Genomic DNA, 16,455 nt, shown 5'->3' with positions numbered 1-16,455 from the left:
CCATCCTCACCGCTACCGCCGCCCCATGCTGGAAATCCGCCACCTCGAAACGTTGACCGCCATCCGCGAAGGCGGCAGCCTGCAGGAAGCCGCCGAGCGCCTGCACCTGACCCAGTCGGCCTTGTCGCATCAGTTGCGCGACCTCGAAACCCGGCTGGGCACGCCGCTGCTGAACCGCCGCACCCGGCCGGCCCGCCTGACCACGGCGGGCCTGCGCGTGCTGGCGCTGGCCGACGAAGTGCTGCCGCGCATGCGCGCCACCGAACGGGAATTGCAGCGGCTGGCCGCGGGCCGCACCGGCCGCCTGCACCTGGCCATCGATTGCCATTCCTGCTTCCAGTGGTTGATGCCGGCGCTCGACGCCTTCCGCGCGCAATGGCCCGACGTGGCGCTGGACCTGTCGGCGGCCTTCTCGTTCGCCCCCCTGCCCGCGCTGGTGCGCGGCGACCTCGACCTGGTGATCACGTCCGACCCGCAGCCGCTGGACGCGGTCGAGTACCTGCCCCTGTTCAAGTACGAGCTGGTTCTGGCCGTGTCCGAATCGAATCCGCTGGCCGGCAGCAAGTTCGTCATGCCCGATCAACTGGCCGACCAGACGCTGATCACCTATCCGGTGGACAAGCAGCGCCTGGACATCTTCACGGCCTTCCTGGACCCCGCCGACGTCGAACCGGCCGCCATCCGCAAGGCGGAACTGACGCCCATCATCGCGCAGCTGGTGGCCAGCAACCGCGGCGTGGCCGCCCTGCCCAACTGGGCGCTGACCGAATACATGAACCAGGGTTGGCTGCGCCAGTGCCGGCTGGGGCCCCAAGGCGTGTGGCGCACCTTGTACGCGACGGTGCGCAGCGAGGACACCGACGCCTCGTACATCGACGAATTCCTGACATTGACGCGCGACGTCTGCTTCAAGACGCTGAGCGGCATCAAGTCGGCGAAATAGGAAAAGGCAACGACGGGCCGGCAATGGCCCTCGCCGCGCGGCCTGCTCAGTCGTCGTCGCCCGCGCCCAGGATGCGACGGATGACGTCATGCGCGAAGCCGCGGCTGGCCAGGAAGCGGGCCTGTTTGGCATAGGCGGCGCGATCCTCGGGCTTGGCGCCGAAGCGTTTCTGCCAGACCTCGAGCGCGCGCTCGTATTCGGTGGCGCGCAATTGCTCGCGCAGCTCGGATACCTGGGCATCATCCACGCCGTGCTGGCGCAATTCCTGCACGATGCGGGCCGCCCCCTGGCGCGAGGCGCGGCGGTGCACCAGGCTTTGCGCAAAACGCTCGGTCGACAGCCAGCCTTCCTTTTCCAGCGCGTCCAGCACGCGCTCGACCTCATCGGGGTCTTCGGCATGGGGCGCGAGTTTTCGCGCCAGCTCATCGCGGGCATGCTCGCGCCGCGACAGATAACCCACCGCCCGCATTTTCAGCGACGGCCCCTTGGGGCGCGGGCGCGACTTGTCTTCGGATGGCTGCGCCCCCTCGCCCGCGCCATCGCCATCATCACCGCCCTTGCCACGCCGGCCGCGCCCGCCGGCCGCGCGCCGTTCGGAACTGCGCTGCCACTGCGACGCCGGCGCGCCGGCGCCCTCTGGTTCCTGGCCGGACGCCCCGGTGGATTCGGCGGCCCGCCGCAGGTCCGACGTGCGGCGCAGCCCTTCGGGCTTGGCCACGGTCTCGAATTCATCGTCCAGCCTGGCGCGCAGGCGATCAGCGGACGTGACGGGCGGTTTCCAGCTCATGCGCTTCCTCTATGTGCCAGCGGCAGGCCTCCCGGGACGGGAGCCTGCCGCTGGCGGCCGGGCTGGCGGGCCCGGCGCTATCCGGTGAAGGGGCGACGCGATTACTCTTCGCTGTCGTCTTCGGCGGTGGGCACGAATTCCGCGGCGCGGCTGACGATGCCCTGGTTCTCGCGGACCCGGTTTTCGATCTCGATCGCCAGTTCCTTGTGTTCCTTCAGGTATTCACGGACGTTGTCCTTGCCCTGGCCGATGCGGTTGCCGTTGTAGCTGTACCACGCGCCCGACTTGTCCACCACGTTGGCGGCCACGCCCAGGTCGATGATTTCGCCTTCGCGCGAGATGCCGGCGCCGTACATGATGTCGAACTCGGCCTGCTTGAACGGGGGCGCGACCTTGTTCTTGACCACCTTGACGCGGGTTTCGTTGCCGACGACCTCGTCGCCCTTCTTGATCGAGCCAATGCGGCGGATGTCCAGGCGCACCGAGGCGTAGAACTTGAGCGCGTTGCCGCCCGTGGTGGTTTCGGGGTTGCCGAACATCACGCCGATCTTCATGCGGATCTGGTTGATGAAGATGACCATGCAGTTGGTCTTCTTGATGGTGGCGGTCAGCTTGCGCAGCGCCTGGCTCATCAGACGGGCCTGCAGGCCGGGCAGCGAATCGCCCATTTCGCCTTCGATTTCGGCCTTGGGCACCAGGGCGGCGACCGAGTCGACCACGATCAGGTCGACCGAACCCGAGCGCACCAGCGCGTCGGTGATTTCCAGGGCCTGCTCGCCCGTGTCCGGCTGTGAGATCAGCAGGTCGGACAAGTTGACGCCCAGCTTCGAGGCGTACTGCACGTCCAGCGCGTGTTCGGCGTCGACGAAGGCGCAGGTGCCGCCCAGCTTCTGCATTTCAGCCACGACCTGCAGGGTCAGCGTGGTCTTGCCCGAGGATTCCGGACCGTAGATTTCTACCACGCGGCCGCGCGGCAGACCGCCGACGCCCAGCGCGATGTCCAGCCCCAGCGAGCCGGTCGACACCACCTGGATGTCATGCGAGACCTCGTTGTCGCCGTAGCGCATGATCGAGCCCTTGCCGAACTGCTTTTCGATCTGCGAGAGCGCGGCGGCCAGCGCCTTGGCTTTTTCCGCGGCGGCGGCCTTGGTGGTTTTGTCGTCCATGTAGTGTCCTGTCAGGTCTGGTCTGTAACGTATCGGGGCGCGGCACGTGTGTCGGTCAGCGCGCGGGTTGTCGCAAGGGGTGATCGGGCCGTTGCTGACAGCTGTTGCCAGAAAATTGGCAGTGAAAGCTGTGGCGCTGAAGCGGTGATCGGTAAAGCGATAGCGCAGATTATGGCATCGGATTGTACTGTACAAAAAACCAGTGTGCCACAGTTTTCCACGTATTCCCTGAGTGGGCAAGCCCGGTGCCATATGACAGAATCGGGGAAAAAACTGGCGCTATGTCCCCATTGCGCTCCCGGCACGCCGCCCCGGCATCCCACCGAGGGCGGCACGCGTGCGCCGCTCACCCGGCGCCCTTCTTCTTTTCGACTGCCCATGCGCATCCTGATCGCGGAAGACGACAGCATCCTGGCCGACGGCCTGTCACGCTCGTTGCGCCACAACGGTTACGCGGTCGACGCCGTCCGCGACGGCCTGGCGGCCGATTCGGCGCTGGCGGCCCAGGCCTTCGACCTGCTGATCCTCGACCTGGGCCTGCCGCAACTGGCCGGCCTGGAGGTCCTGCGCCGGCTGCGCGCCCGCAATTCCGCCCTGCCTGTCCTGATCCTGACCGCCGCCGACAGCATCGAGCAGCGCGTCAAGGGGCTGGACCTGGGCGCCGACGACTACATGGCCAAGCCCTTCGCCCTGTCGGAACTGGAAGCGCGCGTGCGCGCCCTGACCCGCCGCGGCGCGGGCGGCGGCGCCACGTTGCTCAAGCATGGCCGGTTGGTGTTCGATCAGACCGGACGCGTGGCCACGGTCGACGACCAGACGCTGGACCTGTCCGCGCGCGAGGTCAGCCTGCTGGAAATCCTGCTGACCCGCAGCGGCCGCATGGTCAGCAAGACCCAGCTGGTGGACCACCTGTGCGAATGGGGCGAGGAAGTCAGCACCAATGCCATCGAAGTCTACGTGCACCGCCTGCGCAAGAAGCTCGAGCCCAGCGGCGTGAAGATCGTGACGGTGCGCGGCCTGGGCTATTGCCTCGAACGGGACCAGGGTGCGGCCTACCTCGCAAGCTGAACCGCCACAGCCGGAGGCGCTCAACCAGGAAGCGCTGGATGTGATGCAGGCCGGGGCCCGCGGCCCCAGTTTCGCGCCACCGCAGCGCTCGCTGCTGGGCGAGATCCTCGACTGGATGCTGGCGCCACTGTTCCTCTTGTGGCCCATGAGCGTCGCCATCACCTATGTGGTGGCGCAGAACATCGCCAACGTGCCCTACGACCGCGCGCTGGCCAACAACCTGCACGTGCTGACGCGCCAGGTCCATGCCCAGGATGGCCGCGCGGTGCTGCGCATGACCGACCCGGCGCGCGAGGTGCTGCGCGCCGATGAAACCGACAGCGTGTTCTGGCTGGCCCTGGGAAGCCGCGGCGAATACCTGGGCGGCGACCGCGCCCTGCCGCTGCCGGCCTCGGTCGGCCAGCCGCGCCCCGGCGAAGTCCAGTACGAGGACGACACCCTGCGCGGCTTCGGCGTGCGCCTGGCCTTCACCTGGGTCGACCTGAACCTGCCCAATACCCAGCCGGCGCTCTTGATCGTGGCCGAGACGGTGGAAAAGCGCACCCAGCTGGCCAACGACATCATCAAGGGCGTGATCATTCCGCAGTTCGTGGTGCTGCCGATCGCGGTGTTGCTGGTGTGGTTCGGCCTGTCGCGCGGCGTCGCGCCGCTGAACGCGCTGCAGCAGCGGCTGCGGGCGCGCCGGCCGGACGACCTGTCGCCCATCGACGAACGCGCCGCGCCCTCCGAGATCGCGCCGCTGGTGGCGGCCATGAACGACCTGCTCGACCGCCTGTCCGCCAACGTGCAGGCGCAGCGCCGCTTCGTCGCCGACGCCGCGCACCAGCTGAAGACGCCGCTGGCCGGCCTGCGCACCCAGGCCGAGCTGGCCCTGCGCGACGCCAGTCCCGAGGAAATGCAGGCCAGCCTGCGCCAGCTGGTGACCGGTTCCGAACGCGCCACCCGCCTGGTGAACCAATTGCTGCTCCTGGCGCGGGCCGAAAACCCCAGCGCCATCGGGCTGGCCGCCACCGACCTGAACGCCATCGCCTATGAGCAGGCCATGCACTGGGTGCCGCAGGCGCTGTCGCTCGGCACCGACCTGGGCTTCGAGGGTTCGGAGACCCCGGTCGAGATCAACGGCAACCCGCTGCTGCTGGCCGAGCTGCTCAACAACCTGGTCGACAACGCGCTGCGCTACACGCCCCGCGGCGGCCACATCACGGTGCGCGTGCAAGCCCTCGATGGGCAGGCCGTGCTGGAAGTCGAGGACTCCGGCCCCGGCATCGCGCTCGAAGAGCGCGAACGCGTGTTCGACCGCTTCTACCGCGTGCTGGGTACCCTGTCCGACGGCAGCGGACTGGGCCTGGCCATCGTCCGGGAAATCGCCCAGAAGCACCAGGCGACCGTCCTCATCAGCGACCATCCGACCCCGCACTCCGACCTGCCCGGCACTCGCATCCGGGTGGTGTTTCCGCTCTACGCCGAACCGGTCGAGGACCTCGGCGACTAGGGCTGCCGTGGCGCGCGGGCGCCATGCAACGCTCCCCCTTGCGCACAGGCGCACGCCCCATCTTGCCGACCCATTCTTCGCATGGCAGGTTCGCGCCCGGCGAGGCAAGGTTCCCCACTCCGTCCCTAGGACTATCCCTAGCTCCCCAGGGGAAAATTACTTTTTGTTTCAATTTTAAGATTCAGGTAAGGGTCTCGTCAGAACCCCGTCAGCCTGGCGTTCCAACCTTGCGGTAGCTCGATGTCGGCCCCGCCGGCGGAGGGTCAAGCACGGCGGAAAACCGCCGGCCAGAAAAATCGAGGAGACATCATGAGCACAACTACCATGGCAGGTCGCGGTCCATCCGCGAATCCGCGCCCGATGACCAAGGATGAACGCCGCGTCATCTTTGCCTCGTCGCTGGGCACGGTGTTCGAGTGGTACGACTTTTATCTTTACGGTTCGCTGGCCGCCATCATCGCCCAGCACTTCTTCTCCGGCGTGAACCCCACGGCCGGCTTCATCTTCGCGCTGCTGGCCTTCGCCGCCGGTTTCGCGGTGCGCCCTTTCGGCGCGCTGGTGTTCGGCCGCCTGGGCGACCTGGTCGGACGTAAATACACCTTCCTGGTCACCATCGTGATCATGGGCCTGTCCACCTTCCTGGTAGGCGTGCTGCCCAGCTACGCCAGTATCGGCCTGGCCGCGCCCGCCATCCTGATCGTCCTGCGCCTGCTGCAAGGCCTGGCGCTGGGCGGCGAGTACGGCGGCGCCGCGACCTACGTCGCCGAGCACGCGCCGCACGGCCGCCGCGGCTTCTACACGTCGTGGATCCAGACCACCGCCACGCTCGGCCTGTTCCTGTCGCTGCTGGTGATCCTGGGCATCCGCACCTTCATGGGCGAGGACGACTTCAAGGCCTGGGGCTGGCGCATTCCGTTCCTGATCTCGGTCGTGCTGCTGGGCATCTCGGTGTGGATCCGCCTGCAATTGAACGAGTCGCCGACCTTCCAGCGCATGAAGGATGAAGGCAAGGGCTCGAAGGCTCCCATCGCCGAATCGTTCGGCCAGTGGAAGAACCTGAAGGTCGTGCTGCTGGCGCTGCTGGGCCTGACCGCCGGCCAGGCCGTGGTCTGGTACACCGGCCAGTTCTACGCGCTGTTCTTCCTGACGCAGACGCTGAAGGTCGACGCCAACACCGCCAACATCATGATCGCGATCGCGCTGCTGATCGGCACGCCGTTCTTCGTGATCTTCGGCGCGCTGTCGGACAAGATCGGCCGCAAGCCCATCATCATGGCGGGCTGCCTGATCGCCGCCGCGACCTACTTCCCGATCTTCCAGGGCCTGACGCACTTCGCCAACCCCGCGCTCGAAAAGGCGCAGGCCAGCGCGCCGGTCACGGTCATCGCCGACCCGTCCACCTGCTCGTTCCAGTTCAACCCGGTGGGCACTGCTTCGTTCACCAGCTCCTGCGACGTGGTCAAGTCGTTCATGGCACGCAACTCGGTGAACTACAAGAACGAGGCGGCCCCGGCCGGCTCGGTGGCCAAGGTCAAGATCGGCAGCGACGAATTCGCCTCGTTCGACGGCAAGGGCATGGCCCCGGCCGACTTCAAGGCCAAGGCCGCCGAGCTGGACAAGGCCCTGACCACCGCGATCCGCAGCCACGGCTACCCGGCCAAGGCCGATCCGGCGCAGAGCAACAACGTCATGGTCGTCGTGCTGCTGACCATCCTGGTGATTTACGTGACCATGGTGTACGGCCCGATCGCGGCCATGCTGGTGGAAATGTTCCCGACCCGCATCCGCTACACCTCGATGAGCCTGCCGTACCACATCGGCAACGGCTGGTTCGGCGGCTTCCTGCCCCCGGTCGCCTTCGCCGTGGTGGCCGCCACCGGCAACATCTACGACGGCCTGTGGTACCCGATCATCATCGCGGTCATGACCCTGGTCATCGGCACGCTCTTCGTGCGCGAGTCCAAGGACAACGACATCAACGCTTAACGACCATCCCCCGCCGGGCGGGACTGCTGCGCCTGCCCGGCCTTTCAAAAGCTCCCCTGGGAGCTTTTTTTTTTGCGCCGAAATCCTCGCCGGCCGTCCAGCCTGGCAACGACCGGGCCTGGATGGACCGCGGACACGCGATGCGCAATCCTGATTCAGGACGCTGTCAGACCCCCGCCGTTAGACTGGCGCCTCAGATTACGGCCTTGCGCCTCATCGCCCGGCGATTGATCCCCCTGCCAGGCGGTTGCAGGGCTAGTGTTCTGACACCGATACCGCGTTCCCCGCGAGCCTTTTATGACGCGGTATTGTGTGCTCCCGTACCGGCCCGGCCTTTATTGAGCCGGGCCGCTTTTTTTTTGCGGTGGCTGACGCCGGCGCAAAAAAAGGCGGCCGCGATGGCCGCCTCCGGTTTTCCGGGGGATGCGCCTCAACGGCGCATGCCGACCCCGATGACCAGCACGCCGGCCACGATCGCGGCAATACCGGCCCACATCGGAATTGGCACGGACTTCTCGGTCTCGGCCGTGGCCTTGACCGAGCCGACCTGCAGCACGGTTTCCTCGGACTTGTAGCTGAAGCCCTTGTAGGCCAGGGCGGCAATGCCCAGCACGATCAGGATGGCGCCGACGATCTTCATGCTTCTTCTCCTATTGCACGGGGATGTCGCGGACATTACCGCAAGGCCGTCCCCCTGTCAGTGACAGAACGTGTCGCCTGGCCCCATCGTATTGCGCCGCTACGGCAAAGCGGTCCGCGTCGTATAGAATCAACCCTTTTGGCCGACGCTCATGTGGTTCAAGAATCTCAAGATTTACCGTCTCTCCTCGCCGTGGACGCTGACCGGCGAGCAGCTTGAAGAAACGCTTGCGCGGCATGCCTACCAGGCCGGCAACAACCTCGAAATGCAAAGCCTGGGCTGGGTCCCGCCGCGCGAAAACGGCGGGCTGGCCCACGTCGTGGGCGGGCAGATCCTGCTGAATCTGCGCGCCGAGAAAAAGCTGCTGCCCAGCACCGTCGTCAACCAGGTCGCCAAGGCGCGCGCCCAGGAAATCGAAGAGCAGCAAGGCTACAAGCCGGGCCGCAAGCAGATGAAGGAAATCAAGGAGCGCGTCACCGACGAACTGCTGCCGCGCGCCTTCAGCGTGTACCGCGACACCCGCGTGTGGATCGACCCGCAGAACCACTGGCTGGTGATCGACGCCGCCGCCTCGGCCAAGGCCGATGAAGTCATCGGCCTTTTGGCCAAGTGCGTGGACCCGTTCCCGCTCGAAAACCTGTACGTGGCGCAGTCGCCCGCCTCCGCGATGACCGGCTGGCTGGCGGAAGACGAAGCGCCGAGCAACTTCAGCATCGACCAGGACACCGAGCTGCGTTCGTCCGGTGAAAGCGGCGCGGCCATCCGCTACGTCAAGCACTCGATCGACGCCGACGACGTGCGCCGCCACATCCAGTCGGGCAAGCAGTGCACGCGCCTGGCCATGACCTGGGCCGACCGCATTTCGTTCGTGCTGACCGAAGGCCTGGACGTCAAGCGCGTCGCGCCGCTGGACGTGCTCAAGGAAGGCAACGACACCGTCGCCACCAACGACGACGAGAAGTTCGACTCCGACATGATGCTCATGACCGGTGAACTGGCCAAGATGCTGGCCGAGCTGGTCGAGGCGCTGGGCGGCGAAAAGAAGATCTGAACGCAGCCGCCTCGCCGACACAGGCCGCCTTCGCAAGAGGCGGCCTTTTTCATCGCCGAGCCGCCTCAAGATGAAAACGCCCCCCCTCGGGGGGGCAACTAGCCGGCGACGCTGCGGTCGCGCCCCGCCTGCTTGGCCTGGTACAAGGCCTTGTCGGCCCGATCGATCAGGTAGGCGTAGTCCGGATGGCCGTCGAAGGTCGCCACGCCGATGCTGGCGGTGATCCGCAGGCTGCCCGCTTCCGGAATGGCAAAGGCGTGGCGGCGGATTTCTCCGCCCAGTTTCTCGGCCGCGGCCAGCGCCGCCTCGCGCGCCGTGTCCACCAGCACCACCAGGAATTCCTCGCCGCCATAGCGGAACACGAAATCACTGGAACGACAGGACTGGTGCACGACTTCGGCGAATTGCCGCAGCACCTGGTCGCCGCCAGCGTGGCCATGACTGTCATTGATGGCCTTGAAGTGATCAATGTCCAGCAGCAATACCGAGAAGGTCGAATGCTCGCGCGTGGCGATCAGGATCTCGCGGCCGATCACCGACGGCAGGAAGCGGCGGTTGAGCACATTGGTGAGGGGATCGCTGCCGCTTTCGATCTCGGCCACCATGTCGAACAGGCCGTTGAGCAGATGCTTGATGCGCGCCACCAGTTCCTGCAGTTCGCGCACCTGGTCCGGCAGCGACTCGGGGCTGCCCTGCAGCAGGCGTGGCAGCACCACGTCGTCGAGCCGCGCCACTGCCTCGATGATCTGTCCCAGCGCGGGCGCGCTCTCGAACAGCACCCCGCCCTTGTGTTGCAGCCACAGGCCGAACTCGGAAGCGGCCAGCCGCGGCAGCACCTGCTCGGGGGCGCGATAGTGCAGGCCGATCAGCACCGCCTGGCTCCATTCGAGCAACGCGGCCCGCTGGCGCTCGCGCTCGGTCGATATGTTCTGCCCCAACGCGAACAAGCGATAGGCCTCGTCGTTGCGGGCGCCGCGGTTGATGTCGCGCATGAACGCGCGGCTCATCTGCTCGATCGCCAGGTCGAACAGGTTGCAGACGTACTGGGTCGCGATCGACGCAGCCATGCCATCCAGATCGCTGGCGCGCAGTCGCTGGGCGATCTCATTTTTCAGAATGCGGGCGCCGGCCATCACCAGGTGGATCGGGATATGCACGCGCGCATGGACTTCGCCCACTTTTTTCTGGGTCGCCATCAACGCCGCGATGTCGCCCTGCTCGCGCACGCACAGCAGGCCCTTGAGCCAGCCCTTCATGCCTTTGTGCAGGCGCGTGGAAACGATCTCGTGGGACAGGCGCGGCCCCGCCTCGGCATCGGCCAGCAGCGTGGAATAAAAGGCGTCGACCAGTTCGTTGGCGCTGTCGGACACCACCGCGGCAACCTGGCCGCGGGTATAGGCATCGACCGAGGAATAGACCGCCTGCCAGGCCTGGGCATTGGAAGCGCTGAGGTAGCACGCCTGCCCGGCGGGATCAGGGGAAGACGGGACTGCGCGACTACTCGAAGACATAAGACCATCCGACCGAAGATTCCACGGCGTGCCCTGGAGCGGCACGCGACGGGAAAAACCAGCGCGGATTATGCTTGAAATCGCCGGCGGCGGCCGTCATGACCACACCGCCGCGCGGCCCGCGGACGCCTTATTCCAGGCCGTGGAACACCGAGTCGTCCGGACCGATGTGCGACGGGTGCTGCCAGGTCACATCGCGCAGCGAGTGCTGCACCAGCCCTTCCACGCCCAGCAGCACCGCGAAGATGGCCATGCGGATGGGAATACCGTTGTCGGTCTGGCGGAAGATCGCCAGGCGCGGATCGTGGTTCAGGTCCACGCTGAGGTCGTTGGCGCCCGGCCGGCTGTCGCGCGGCAGCGGGTGCATGACGATGGTGTCCGGACCGCAATAGGCGTCGATGATGGCGCGGTTGATCTGGAAGTCGGGCGTATAGCCTTCGTTCTCTTCGTTGGCGAAGCGCTCCTTCTGCACGCGCGTGGCGTAGATCACGTCCGCGCCGGCAAGGCCTTCGGCCAACGAACTCTTCTGCTCGATGATGTTGCCGTTGCGGCTGGCCTGCTCGACGATGTAGGACGGCATTTCCAGTCCCTTGGGCGACACCAGCGAAAACTTGACGTTCTTGTAGAGCGCCATCAGCTTGATCAGCGAATGCACCGTGCGCCCGTATTTCAGGTCGCCCACCATGGCGATGTGCGCGCCGTCGAGCAGCTTGCCCAGGCGCGAGAACTCGGTCAGGATCGTGTACAGGTCCAGCAGGGCCTGGCTGGGATGCTCGCCCGGGCCGTCGCCGCCGTTGACCACCGGGATGTTGGTGGCGCGCGCGAATTCCGCGACCGAACCCTGGTCGGGGTGGCGGATCACCATCGCATCGACGTAGCCGCTCATGACGCGGCTGGTGTCGTAGATGGATTCGCCCTTCGCCATCGACGAAAACGTGAAGCCCGTGGTGTCGCACACCGAGCCGCCCAGGCGGCAGAAGGCCGAGCCGAAGCTGACGCGGGTGCGCGTGCTGGCCTCGAAGAACAGGTTGCCCAGCACTGCGCCTTCCAGCACGCGCGAGACCTTCTGGCGGCGCGCGATGGGTTGCATCATGTCGGCCACACGGAACAGGTCTTCCACCGATTCCCGGGTGAACTGGTCCACCGACAGCAGTTGATGCTTGCCTTCCACCGCGATGCGTTCACGCAGCGGCCCTTCTTGTACGCTTTGCGTATATTTTTCGAGCAGCACGCCGTTCTGCACGATTTCGCTGACGAAGCGCTGCACCACTTCAGGCATGGCGCGGAATTCCTGCGATCCTTCCGGCAGCAGCCACGTATCCAGGGCCCGGCGCTTGACGCCGATCCGGGTGGCGAACACATCGCGCGTGAGGTTCAGGCGGCGCATCGCGTCGCGCAGGAAGGCTTGCTGGGAAATGGTCATGGCAGGTCCCGGAGAATGGGTTTGTATACGCACTGCGCATATTATTCTCAACGCATGCGCAAGTCCAACATTTTTGCGCACACGGGTTTACCCTGAAAATTCAAAGCGTGGCGTAAGTCGTCATTTGCGAGGCGGCATCGGTGGCGCCCTGCCCGGCGGCCAGCCAGCAGGCGGCGCAAAATGCCAGGGCGCTGGCCACGTAGCAGAGCATGGCCAGTATCTGCGCCGGCAGGTGGCCGCGGCCCAGGCGACCGGTGTAGCCCTGGCGCAACAGACTGACCTGCGCCAGGTAGGCGAACAACACGCCCAGGCAAGCCACCAGCAGGCCCGCCAGCAGGAAGAACAGCGGCAATTGCAGATCGGGCGCGGCGATATCGCCGCCCACCATGCCGAGCACGAATGCCACCAGGCCCAGCGCGGCGCCGCCGTTCAACCAGCCCAGCAGGCGAAAAGCGCCCGTCAGCAGCGCGAACGGCAAGCCGGCGGCGCGGATCTGCCGGGCGCGCGGGTCCATGCCTAGTCGCCCTTGCGGCAGACGGGGGTGGCGCTCTGGATCGACGCGCGGGCGGCGGCGATCTCGGCCGCATCCCAGCGGCCCTCGCCCAGCACCGTCACGGTGACCTTGGCCTTGGCCGGCCCGTCGGACTCGGCGGACACCAGCTCCAGGATCTTGGCGGTTTCACCCACCTTGTAGACCTGCACCTCGTCGGGGGCGCCCTTCTCGCCGATGACGTGCTTCCACGCATAGGCGACGTTGTAGGGATGCTGCACGTTGACGTGGCAGGTGCGCACGAATTCGCCCGCGCGGCGGAAGGCAGCCTGGTAATTGGTATCCACGCTGAAGGTTTCCTTCAGCGTGGTTTCGGACTCGTAGACGCCCGTGCTGGCGCAACCACCCAACAAGGCCATCAACGTGACGCCCACCCACACAGACTTGCGCATGATTCTTCCTGCCATCGGATTCGGATTCCGCGATTATGCCAGCGCACGCAAAAAGGCCACGCCCGAAATGCCGCAACATTCCTGCGTGGCCCTGGCCGCGCCGCGAAGCGCGAAACCCATGCCGGCCGAGACTTGCTTGCCCGGCTCGCCTGCCCGGATTACTTGGTCGCGGCGCCCTCGATTTTCTCGCCACCGCGCTGGATGTCCTTGCCGGCCCCTGCCACGGTATTGCACCCCGCCGACATGGCGGCAATCGAAAGCAGCATCACGAGAATGACTTTGTTCTTCATGGGCATCTCCTATCGAGGCGTGAAAACCGAAGCCAGCATACCGCAAAGACCGCCGTTTTGCGCGCTGTGTCGCTGGCGTCTCTCGCCGGCCTGGCCAACCGCGCGGTCACATGGCCCGGCCTTGCGCGGCCTGTCGCGTATTTGCCGGCAATCGATTAGGATTCTCCAATGACCACGAAACACCTATCGGAAAACACGGGCGGCGGGCCCCAGGCATGGGGCTGGGAACAGCCGCAATGCCGCGGCCAGGCCGCATTGGCGCTCTTCATCGACGATCTGCACCGCATCCTGCAGGCGCACGCCGCCGGCCAACTGGCGGCCAGCAGCACCCTGGCGGATGCCCAGGAACAAGTCGACCAATTGCTGGTCCGATACAACGACATCGCCGCGGCGCCCGAGATTTTCCTGGGGCAGTCGGTGCAGCTCAAGGAAGGCGTCGACCGCAGCGGCGTCTCACATACGATACCCATTTTTTCGTCGCGCCTGAAACAGTCGCTGGTCGCGATGCTTGGCCAAGCACCCGGCTGACCCCGCCCCGGCGCGCCTGTCGGCGACCGGCCAGAACAGCTCCAACAAGAGGGAGACCGCAGCATGAATACCGACAACGTCGTAGAGTTCCTCCGCCTGCTGTCGCTGGATGTCTCGTTGGGCGCGGCCGCGCAACATGCCGCGAGCCAGGCGGACGCGCCCCTGGCGTTGGCCCGCCTGGCCACCGCCCACGGCCTGCCCTGCAGCGCCTCCGACTGGTCAGTATTCGCCCGCAGCTGTCTGGATGCCCCCGACAGCACGGAAACCGATGGTTTTTCCGGGGACGCCAGGATCTGGCAATTGGTGCAGGATCCCGGCCAGGGCACCAGCATGCCGGCCAGCGCCATCACCCGGGTCATCGGCATCGTCACGCAACCCGAGGGGCCGGCGGTGGTCGGCCACGTGGTCAACGACCTGGCGCCGCGCCCGGCGCAAAGCGCCGCCCCCTATCCCAACGGCTCCTGAAGCCGCTCAGCGGCTCGCCAGGAACCGCGCCACGCCCTCGGCGGCAATCACGCCGCTGGCCATGCACGCGGTCAGCAGATAGCCGCCTGTGGGGGCTTCCCAATCCAGCATCTCGCCCGCGCAGAACACGCCCGGCGCCTGGCGCAACATCAGGCCGGGCGCCAACGCGTCGAAGCACACGCCCCCCGCCGTGCTGATGGCCTCGTCGATCGGACGGGTCCGCTGCAATACCAATGGCAAGGCCTTGATCAATCGGCCCAGGCGCGCCGGGTCGCGATAATCGTCGGCGCCCGCGCATTCGCGCAGCAACCCCGCCTTGACTCCCGTCAGCCCCAGCCGGCTTTGCAAGTGGCTCGACATCGAACGCGCGCCACGCGGATGCCTGATCGCGGCCAGTACCTTTTCGTCGCTCCAGTCCGGCGCCAGATCGAGCAGCGCCACGGCCTGGCCGGCCGCTTCGATCCGGTCGCGCAAAAGCGCCGACAACGCATACACCAGGCTGCCCTCGATGCCGCTCTCGGTCACCACGAATTCGCCCTGGCGGGCCGGCCCGGGTCCGGCGTCGCCGACACAGCGCAGCGTGACCGACTTGACCGGCTGGCCGGCATGGCGCTGGCGAAAATGCGAGGACCACGCCACCTCGAAGCCGCAATTGGCCGCCCGCAAGGGCGCCATGGCAATGCCGTGCGCCGCCAGTCCCGGCAGCCACGCGCCATCGGAGCCCAGTTTGGCCCAGCTTCCGCCGCCCAGCGCCAGCACCACGGCGTCCGCCGCCTGGGTGCGAACGCCGTCGGGCGTATCAAAGCGCAGGCTGGCCGCGTCGGGCCGCTCGGCCGGCGGCCAGCCCAGCCAACGGTGACGCATGTGGAAGCGCACGCCGCTCGCTCGCAAGCGCGCCAGCCAGGCCCGCAACAAGGGCGCGGCCTTCATTTCCGCGGGGAAGACCCGCCCCGACGACCCCACGAAGGTCTCGATGCCGAGCTGTCGCGCCCAGGCGCGCAGGCCATCGCCATCCAGCGCGCGCAGCCAGGGTTCGATCTGCGCGGCGCGCGCGCCGTAGCGCGCCAGGAACGGCGCCGCGGCTTCGCTGTGGGTGAGGTTCAACCCGCCACGGCCGGCCATCAGGAATTTGCGGCCCACCGATGGCATCGCGTCGTATACATCGACCTGGATGCCGCGCGCGGCCAGGCCTTCGGCGGCCATCAGGCCAGCCGGCCCGCCGCCGATGACGGCCACGCGCCAGGAGGACGCGCTCATGGCGCTGGCGCCTTCGCGCCGCCACGGAACGGATGCGGGTTGCAATGCATGAGGAGGAATCCGGAATTACCGAGGCGGCACACGCCGCCGGGGCTGCGATTGTCGCACGCGTCACGGCGCCTGCCGCCGGAATGAAAAAAGCCCCGTATGGGGCATTTTTTCATCGCCGCGGCCAAGCCCTTGATATTGCTGCCATATCGAGACATGCACAGCGTCTATCCCAAGGCTTGTCCACAATCGCTGTGGGTAACTCCAGCCTAGGCGTTGCCGGCCGCCTGCATCGGGCCCGACCAGGGTTCGGCATCGAGTTGGAAACGCAGCTCCTGGTATTCGCCGTCGACGGCCACGGCGCGCAACAGCCCCGCCCCCAAGGCCTGGCCTAGAGCCCGGCGGCAGAGGGTTTCGGGATCGTCGGGCAAGGACTGGAACACCCCATCGGGAATGCGCAATCGCAGAAGCGCCTGCGGATCGCCGCGTTCGGCGGGCCGGCCGATATGGATGTGGGCCGGATAGCCGTGCGGGCACCAGATGCCCACGTGGTACTTGCCTTCGGCGCCGGTATCGGCGACATAGCCGGGATGATCGTATTTTGCCGTGCCCATGGACCCTCCTCGTATGCGGCGGACTCGCGCGCTTGAACCATGGTAGCGCAGCGCCCGCCGGCTGTGCGGTCCGTGGACCCAGGGAAACTCCGGACTGGAACGATGGCTTGATGCAAGGCAAGCGAAGGACGAAAAAAAACCGCGACGCGTGTCACGGTTTTTTCGCAGCGCTGGCAGAGGCTTGGAACCTTGCCGCCGATGGCGCCGGGTACTGCTGGAAACTGGTTGCGGGGGCAGGATTTGAACCTACGACCTTCGGGTTATGAGCCCGACGAGCTGCCAGACTGCTCCACCCCGCGTCTGA

At 66.6% G+C, this 16,455-nt stretch carries 17 protein-coding genes and 1 tRNA gene; 7 read left to right on the top strand and 11 right to left on the bottom strand.

Annotated elements, in window-relative coordinates:
- Positions 1-25: 25 nt before the first annotated feature.
- Positions 26-943, top strand: a complete 918-nt coding sequence (locus DK459_RS07655) for a LysR family transcriptional regulator (RefSeq protein WP_006388402.1) — start codon at positions 26-28, stop codon at positions 941-943.
- Between the two features lie 46 nt (positions 944-989).
- Here the strand turns inward: DK459_RS07655 and recX are convergent, their stop codons facing one another.
- Positions 990-1,730 (bottom strand): recombination regulator RecX, encoded by a 741-nt coding sequence (gene recX, locus DK459_RS07650; protein WP_006388400.1) that lies wholly within the window; start codon positions 1,728-1,730, stop codon positions 990-992.
- A 101-nt stretch (positions 1,731-1,831) separates the two neighbouring features.
- The gene (recA, locus tag DK459_RS07645; protein WP_006388399.1) at positions 1,832-2,896 is read right to left on the bottom strand and encodes a recombinase RecA; all 1,065 of its coding nucleotides are present in this window, start codon (positions 2,894-2,896) and stop codon (positions 1,832-1,834) included.
- A 378-nt stretch (positions 2,897-3,274) separates the two neighbouring features.
- Here recA and DK459_RS07640 point away from each other — a divergent pair, with 378 nt between their 5' ends.
- The 3 genes from DK459_RS07640 to DK459_RS07630 all read left to right on the top strand — a co-directional run bounded on the left by DK459_RS07640 (position 3,275) and on the right by DK459_RS07630 (position 7,442).
- Positions 3,275-3,964, top strand: a complete 690-nt coding sequence (locus DK459_RS07640; RefSeq protein WP_006388398.1) for a response regulator transcription factor — start codon at positions 3,275-3,277, stop codon at positions 3,962-3,964.
- Positions 3,965-4,079: 115 nt separating this feature from the next.
- Complete coding sequence (locus tag DK459_RS07635; protein WP_085941802.1) at positions 4,080-5,456, top strand: sensor histidine kinase; 1,377 nt, start codon at positions 4,080-4,082, stop codon at positions 5,454-5,456.
- Positions 5,457-5,780: 324 nt separating this feature from the next.
- Positions 5,781-7,442, top strand: coding sequence for an MFS transporter (locus tag DK459_RS07630; RefSeq protein ID WP_035183535.1), 1,662 nt, complete (start codon positions 5,781-5,783; stop codon positions 7,440-7,442).
- Between the two features lie 430 nt (positions 7,443-7,872).
- Here DK459_RS07630 and DK459_RS07625 read toward each other — a convergent pair whose 3' ends face one another.
- Positions 7,873-8,082 (bottom strand): hypothetical protein, encoded by a 210-nt coding sequence (locus tag DK459_RS07625; protein ID WP_006388393.1) that lies wholly within the window; start codon positions 8,080-8,082, stop codon positions 7,873-7,875.
- 151 nt (positions 8,083-8,233) lie between these two features.
- On the opposite strand from DK459_RS07625, the gene DK459_RS07620 reads away from it, so the two are divergent.
- Positions 8,234-9,133, top strand: coding sequence for a recombination-associated protein RdgC (locus DK459_RS07620; protein WP_006388392.1), 900 nt, complete (start codon positions 8,234-8,236; stop codon positions 9,131-9,133).
- Between the two features lie 98 nt (positions 9,134-9,231).
- Here DK459_RS07620 and DK459_RS07615 read toward each other — a convergent pair whose 3' ends face one another.
- The 5 genes from DK459_RS07615 to DK459_RS07595 all read right to left on the bottom strand — a co-directional run bounded on the left by DK459_RS07615 (position 9,232) and on the right by DK459_RS07595 (position 13,299).
- A complete protein-coding gene (locus DK459_RS07615) occupies positions 9,232-10,644 on the bottom strand; it encodes a diguanylate cyclase (RefSeq protein ID WP_006388391.1) in 1,413 nt (470 codons plus the stop codon).
- 130 nt (positions 10,645-10,774) lie between these two features.
- Positions 10,775-12,067, bottom strand: coding sequence for an aspartate carbamoyltransferase (locus DK459_RS07610; RefSeq protein WP_006388390.1), 1,293 nt, complete (start codon positions 12,065-12,067; stop codon positions 10,775-10,777).
- A 100-nt stretch (positions 12,068-12,167) separates the two neighbouring features.
- Entirely contained in the window at positions 12,168-12,581 is a 414-nt protein-coding gene (locus tag DK459_RS07605) for a hypothetical protein (RefSeq protein WP_006388389.1), read from the bottom strand.
- Positions 12,582-12,583: 2 nt separating this feature from the next.
- On the bottom strand, positions 12,584-13,009 hold the full coding sequence (locus DK459_RS07600) for a BPTD_2524 family lipoprotein (protein ID WP_110134623.1): 426 nt from the start codon (positions 13,007-13,009) through the stop codon (positions 12,584-12,586).
- A gap of 158 nt (positions 13,010-13,167) precedes the next feature.
- Entirely contained in the window at positions 13,168-13,299 is a 132-nt protein-coding gene (locus tag DK459_RS07595; protein WP_006388387.1) for an entericidin A/B family lipoprotein, read from the bottom strand.
- Positions 13,300-13,467: 168 nt separating this feature from the next.
- On the opposite strand from DK459_RS07595, the gene DK459_RS07590 reads away from it, so the two are divergent.
- Positions 13,468-13,827, top strand: coding sequence for a hypothetical protein (locus tag DK459_RS07590; RefSeq protein ID WP_049050782.1), 360 nt, complete (start codon positions 13,468-13,470; stop codon positions 13,825-13,827).
- A gap of 63 nt (positions 13,828-13,890) precedes the next feature.
- Positions 13,891-14,292 (top strand): hypothetical protein, encoded by a 402-nt coding sequence (locus tag DK459_RS07585; protein WP_006388385.1) that lies wholly within the window; start codon positions 13,891-13,893, stop codon positions 14,290-14,292.
- A 6-nt stretch (positions 14,293-14,298) separates the two neighbouring features.
- On the opposite strand, the gene DK459_RS07580 is transcribed toward DK459_RS07585, so the two are convergent.
- The 3 genes from DK459_RS07580 to DK459_RS07570 all read right to left on the bottom strand — a co-directional run bounded on the left by DK459_RS07580 (position 14,299) and on the right by DK459_RS07570 (position 16,450).
- Positions 14,299-15,549, bottom strand: coding sequence for a TIGR03862 family flavoprotein (locus DK459_RS07580; RefSeq protein WP_024068229.1), 1,251 nt, complete (start codon positions 15,547-15,549; stop codon positions 14,299-14,301).
- A 257-nt stretch (positions 15,550-15,806) separates the two neighbouring features.
- Entirely contained in the window at positions 15,807-16,151 is a 345-nt protein-coding gene (locus DK459_RS07575) for a hypothetical protein (protein ID WP_006388383.1), read from the bottom strand.
- A gap of 222 nt (positions 16,152-16,373) precedes the next feature.
- Positions 16,374-16,450, bottom strand: a tRNA-Met gene (locus DK459_RS07570).
- Between the last annotated feature and the right edge of the window lie 5 nt (positions 16,451-16,455).

The organism is Achromobacter sp. RW408 (genome assembly GCF_003184165.1).
Taxonomy (GTDB): Bacteria; Pseudomonadota; Gammaproteobacteria; order Burkholderiales; family Burkholderiaceae_B; genus Achromobacter; species Achromobacter xylosoxidans.
The sequence above is the reverse complement of the archived record's forward strand: the minus strand, read 5'-3'. Positions and strand labels throughout refer to the sequence as shown.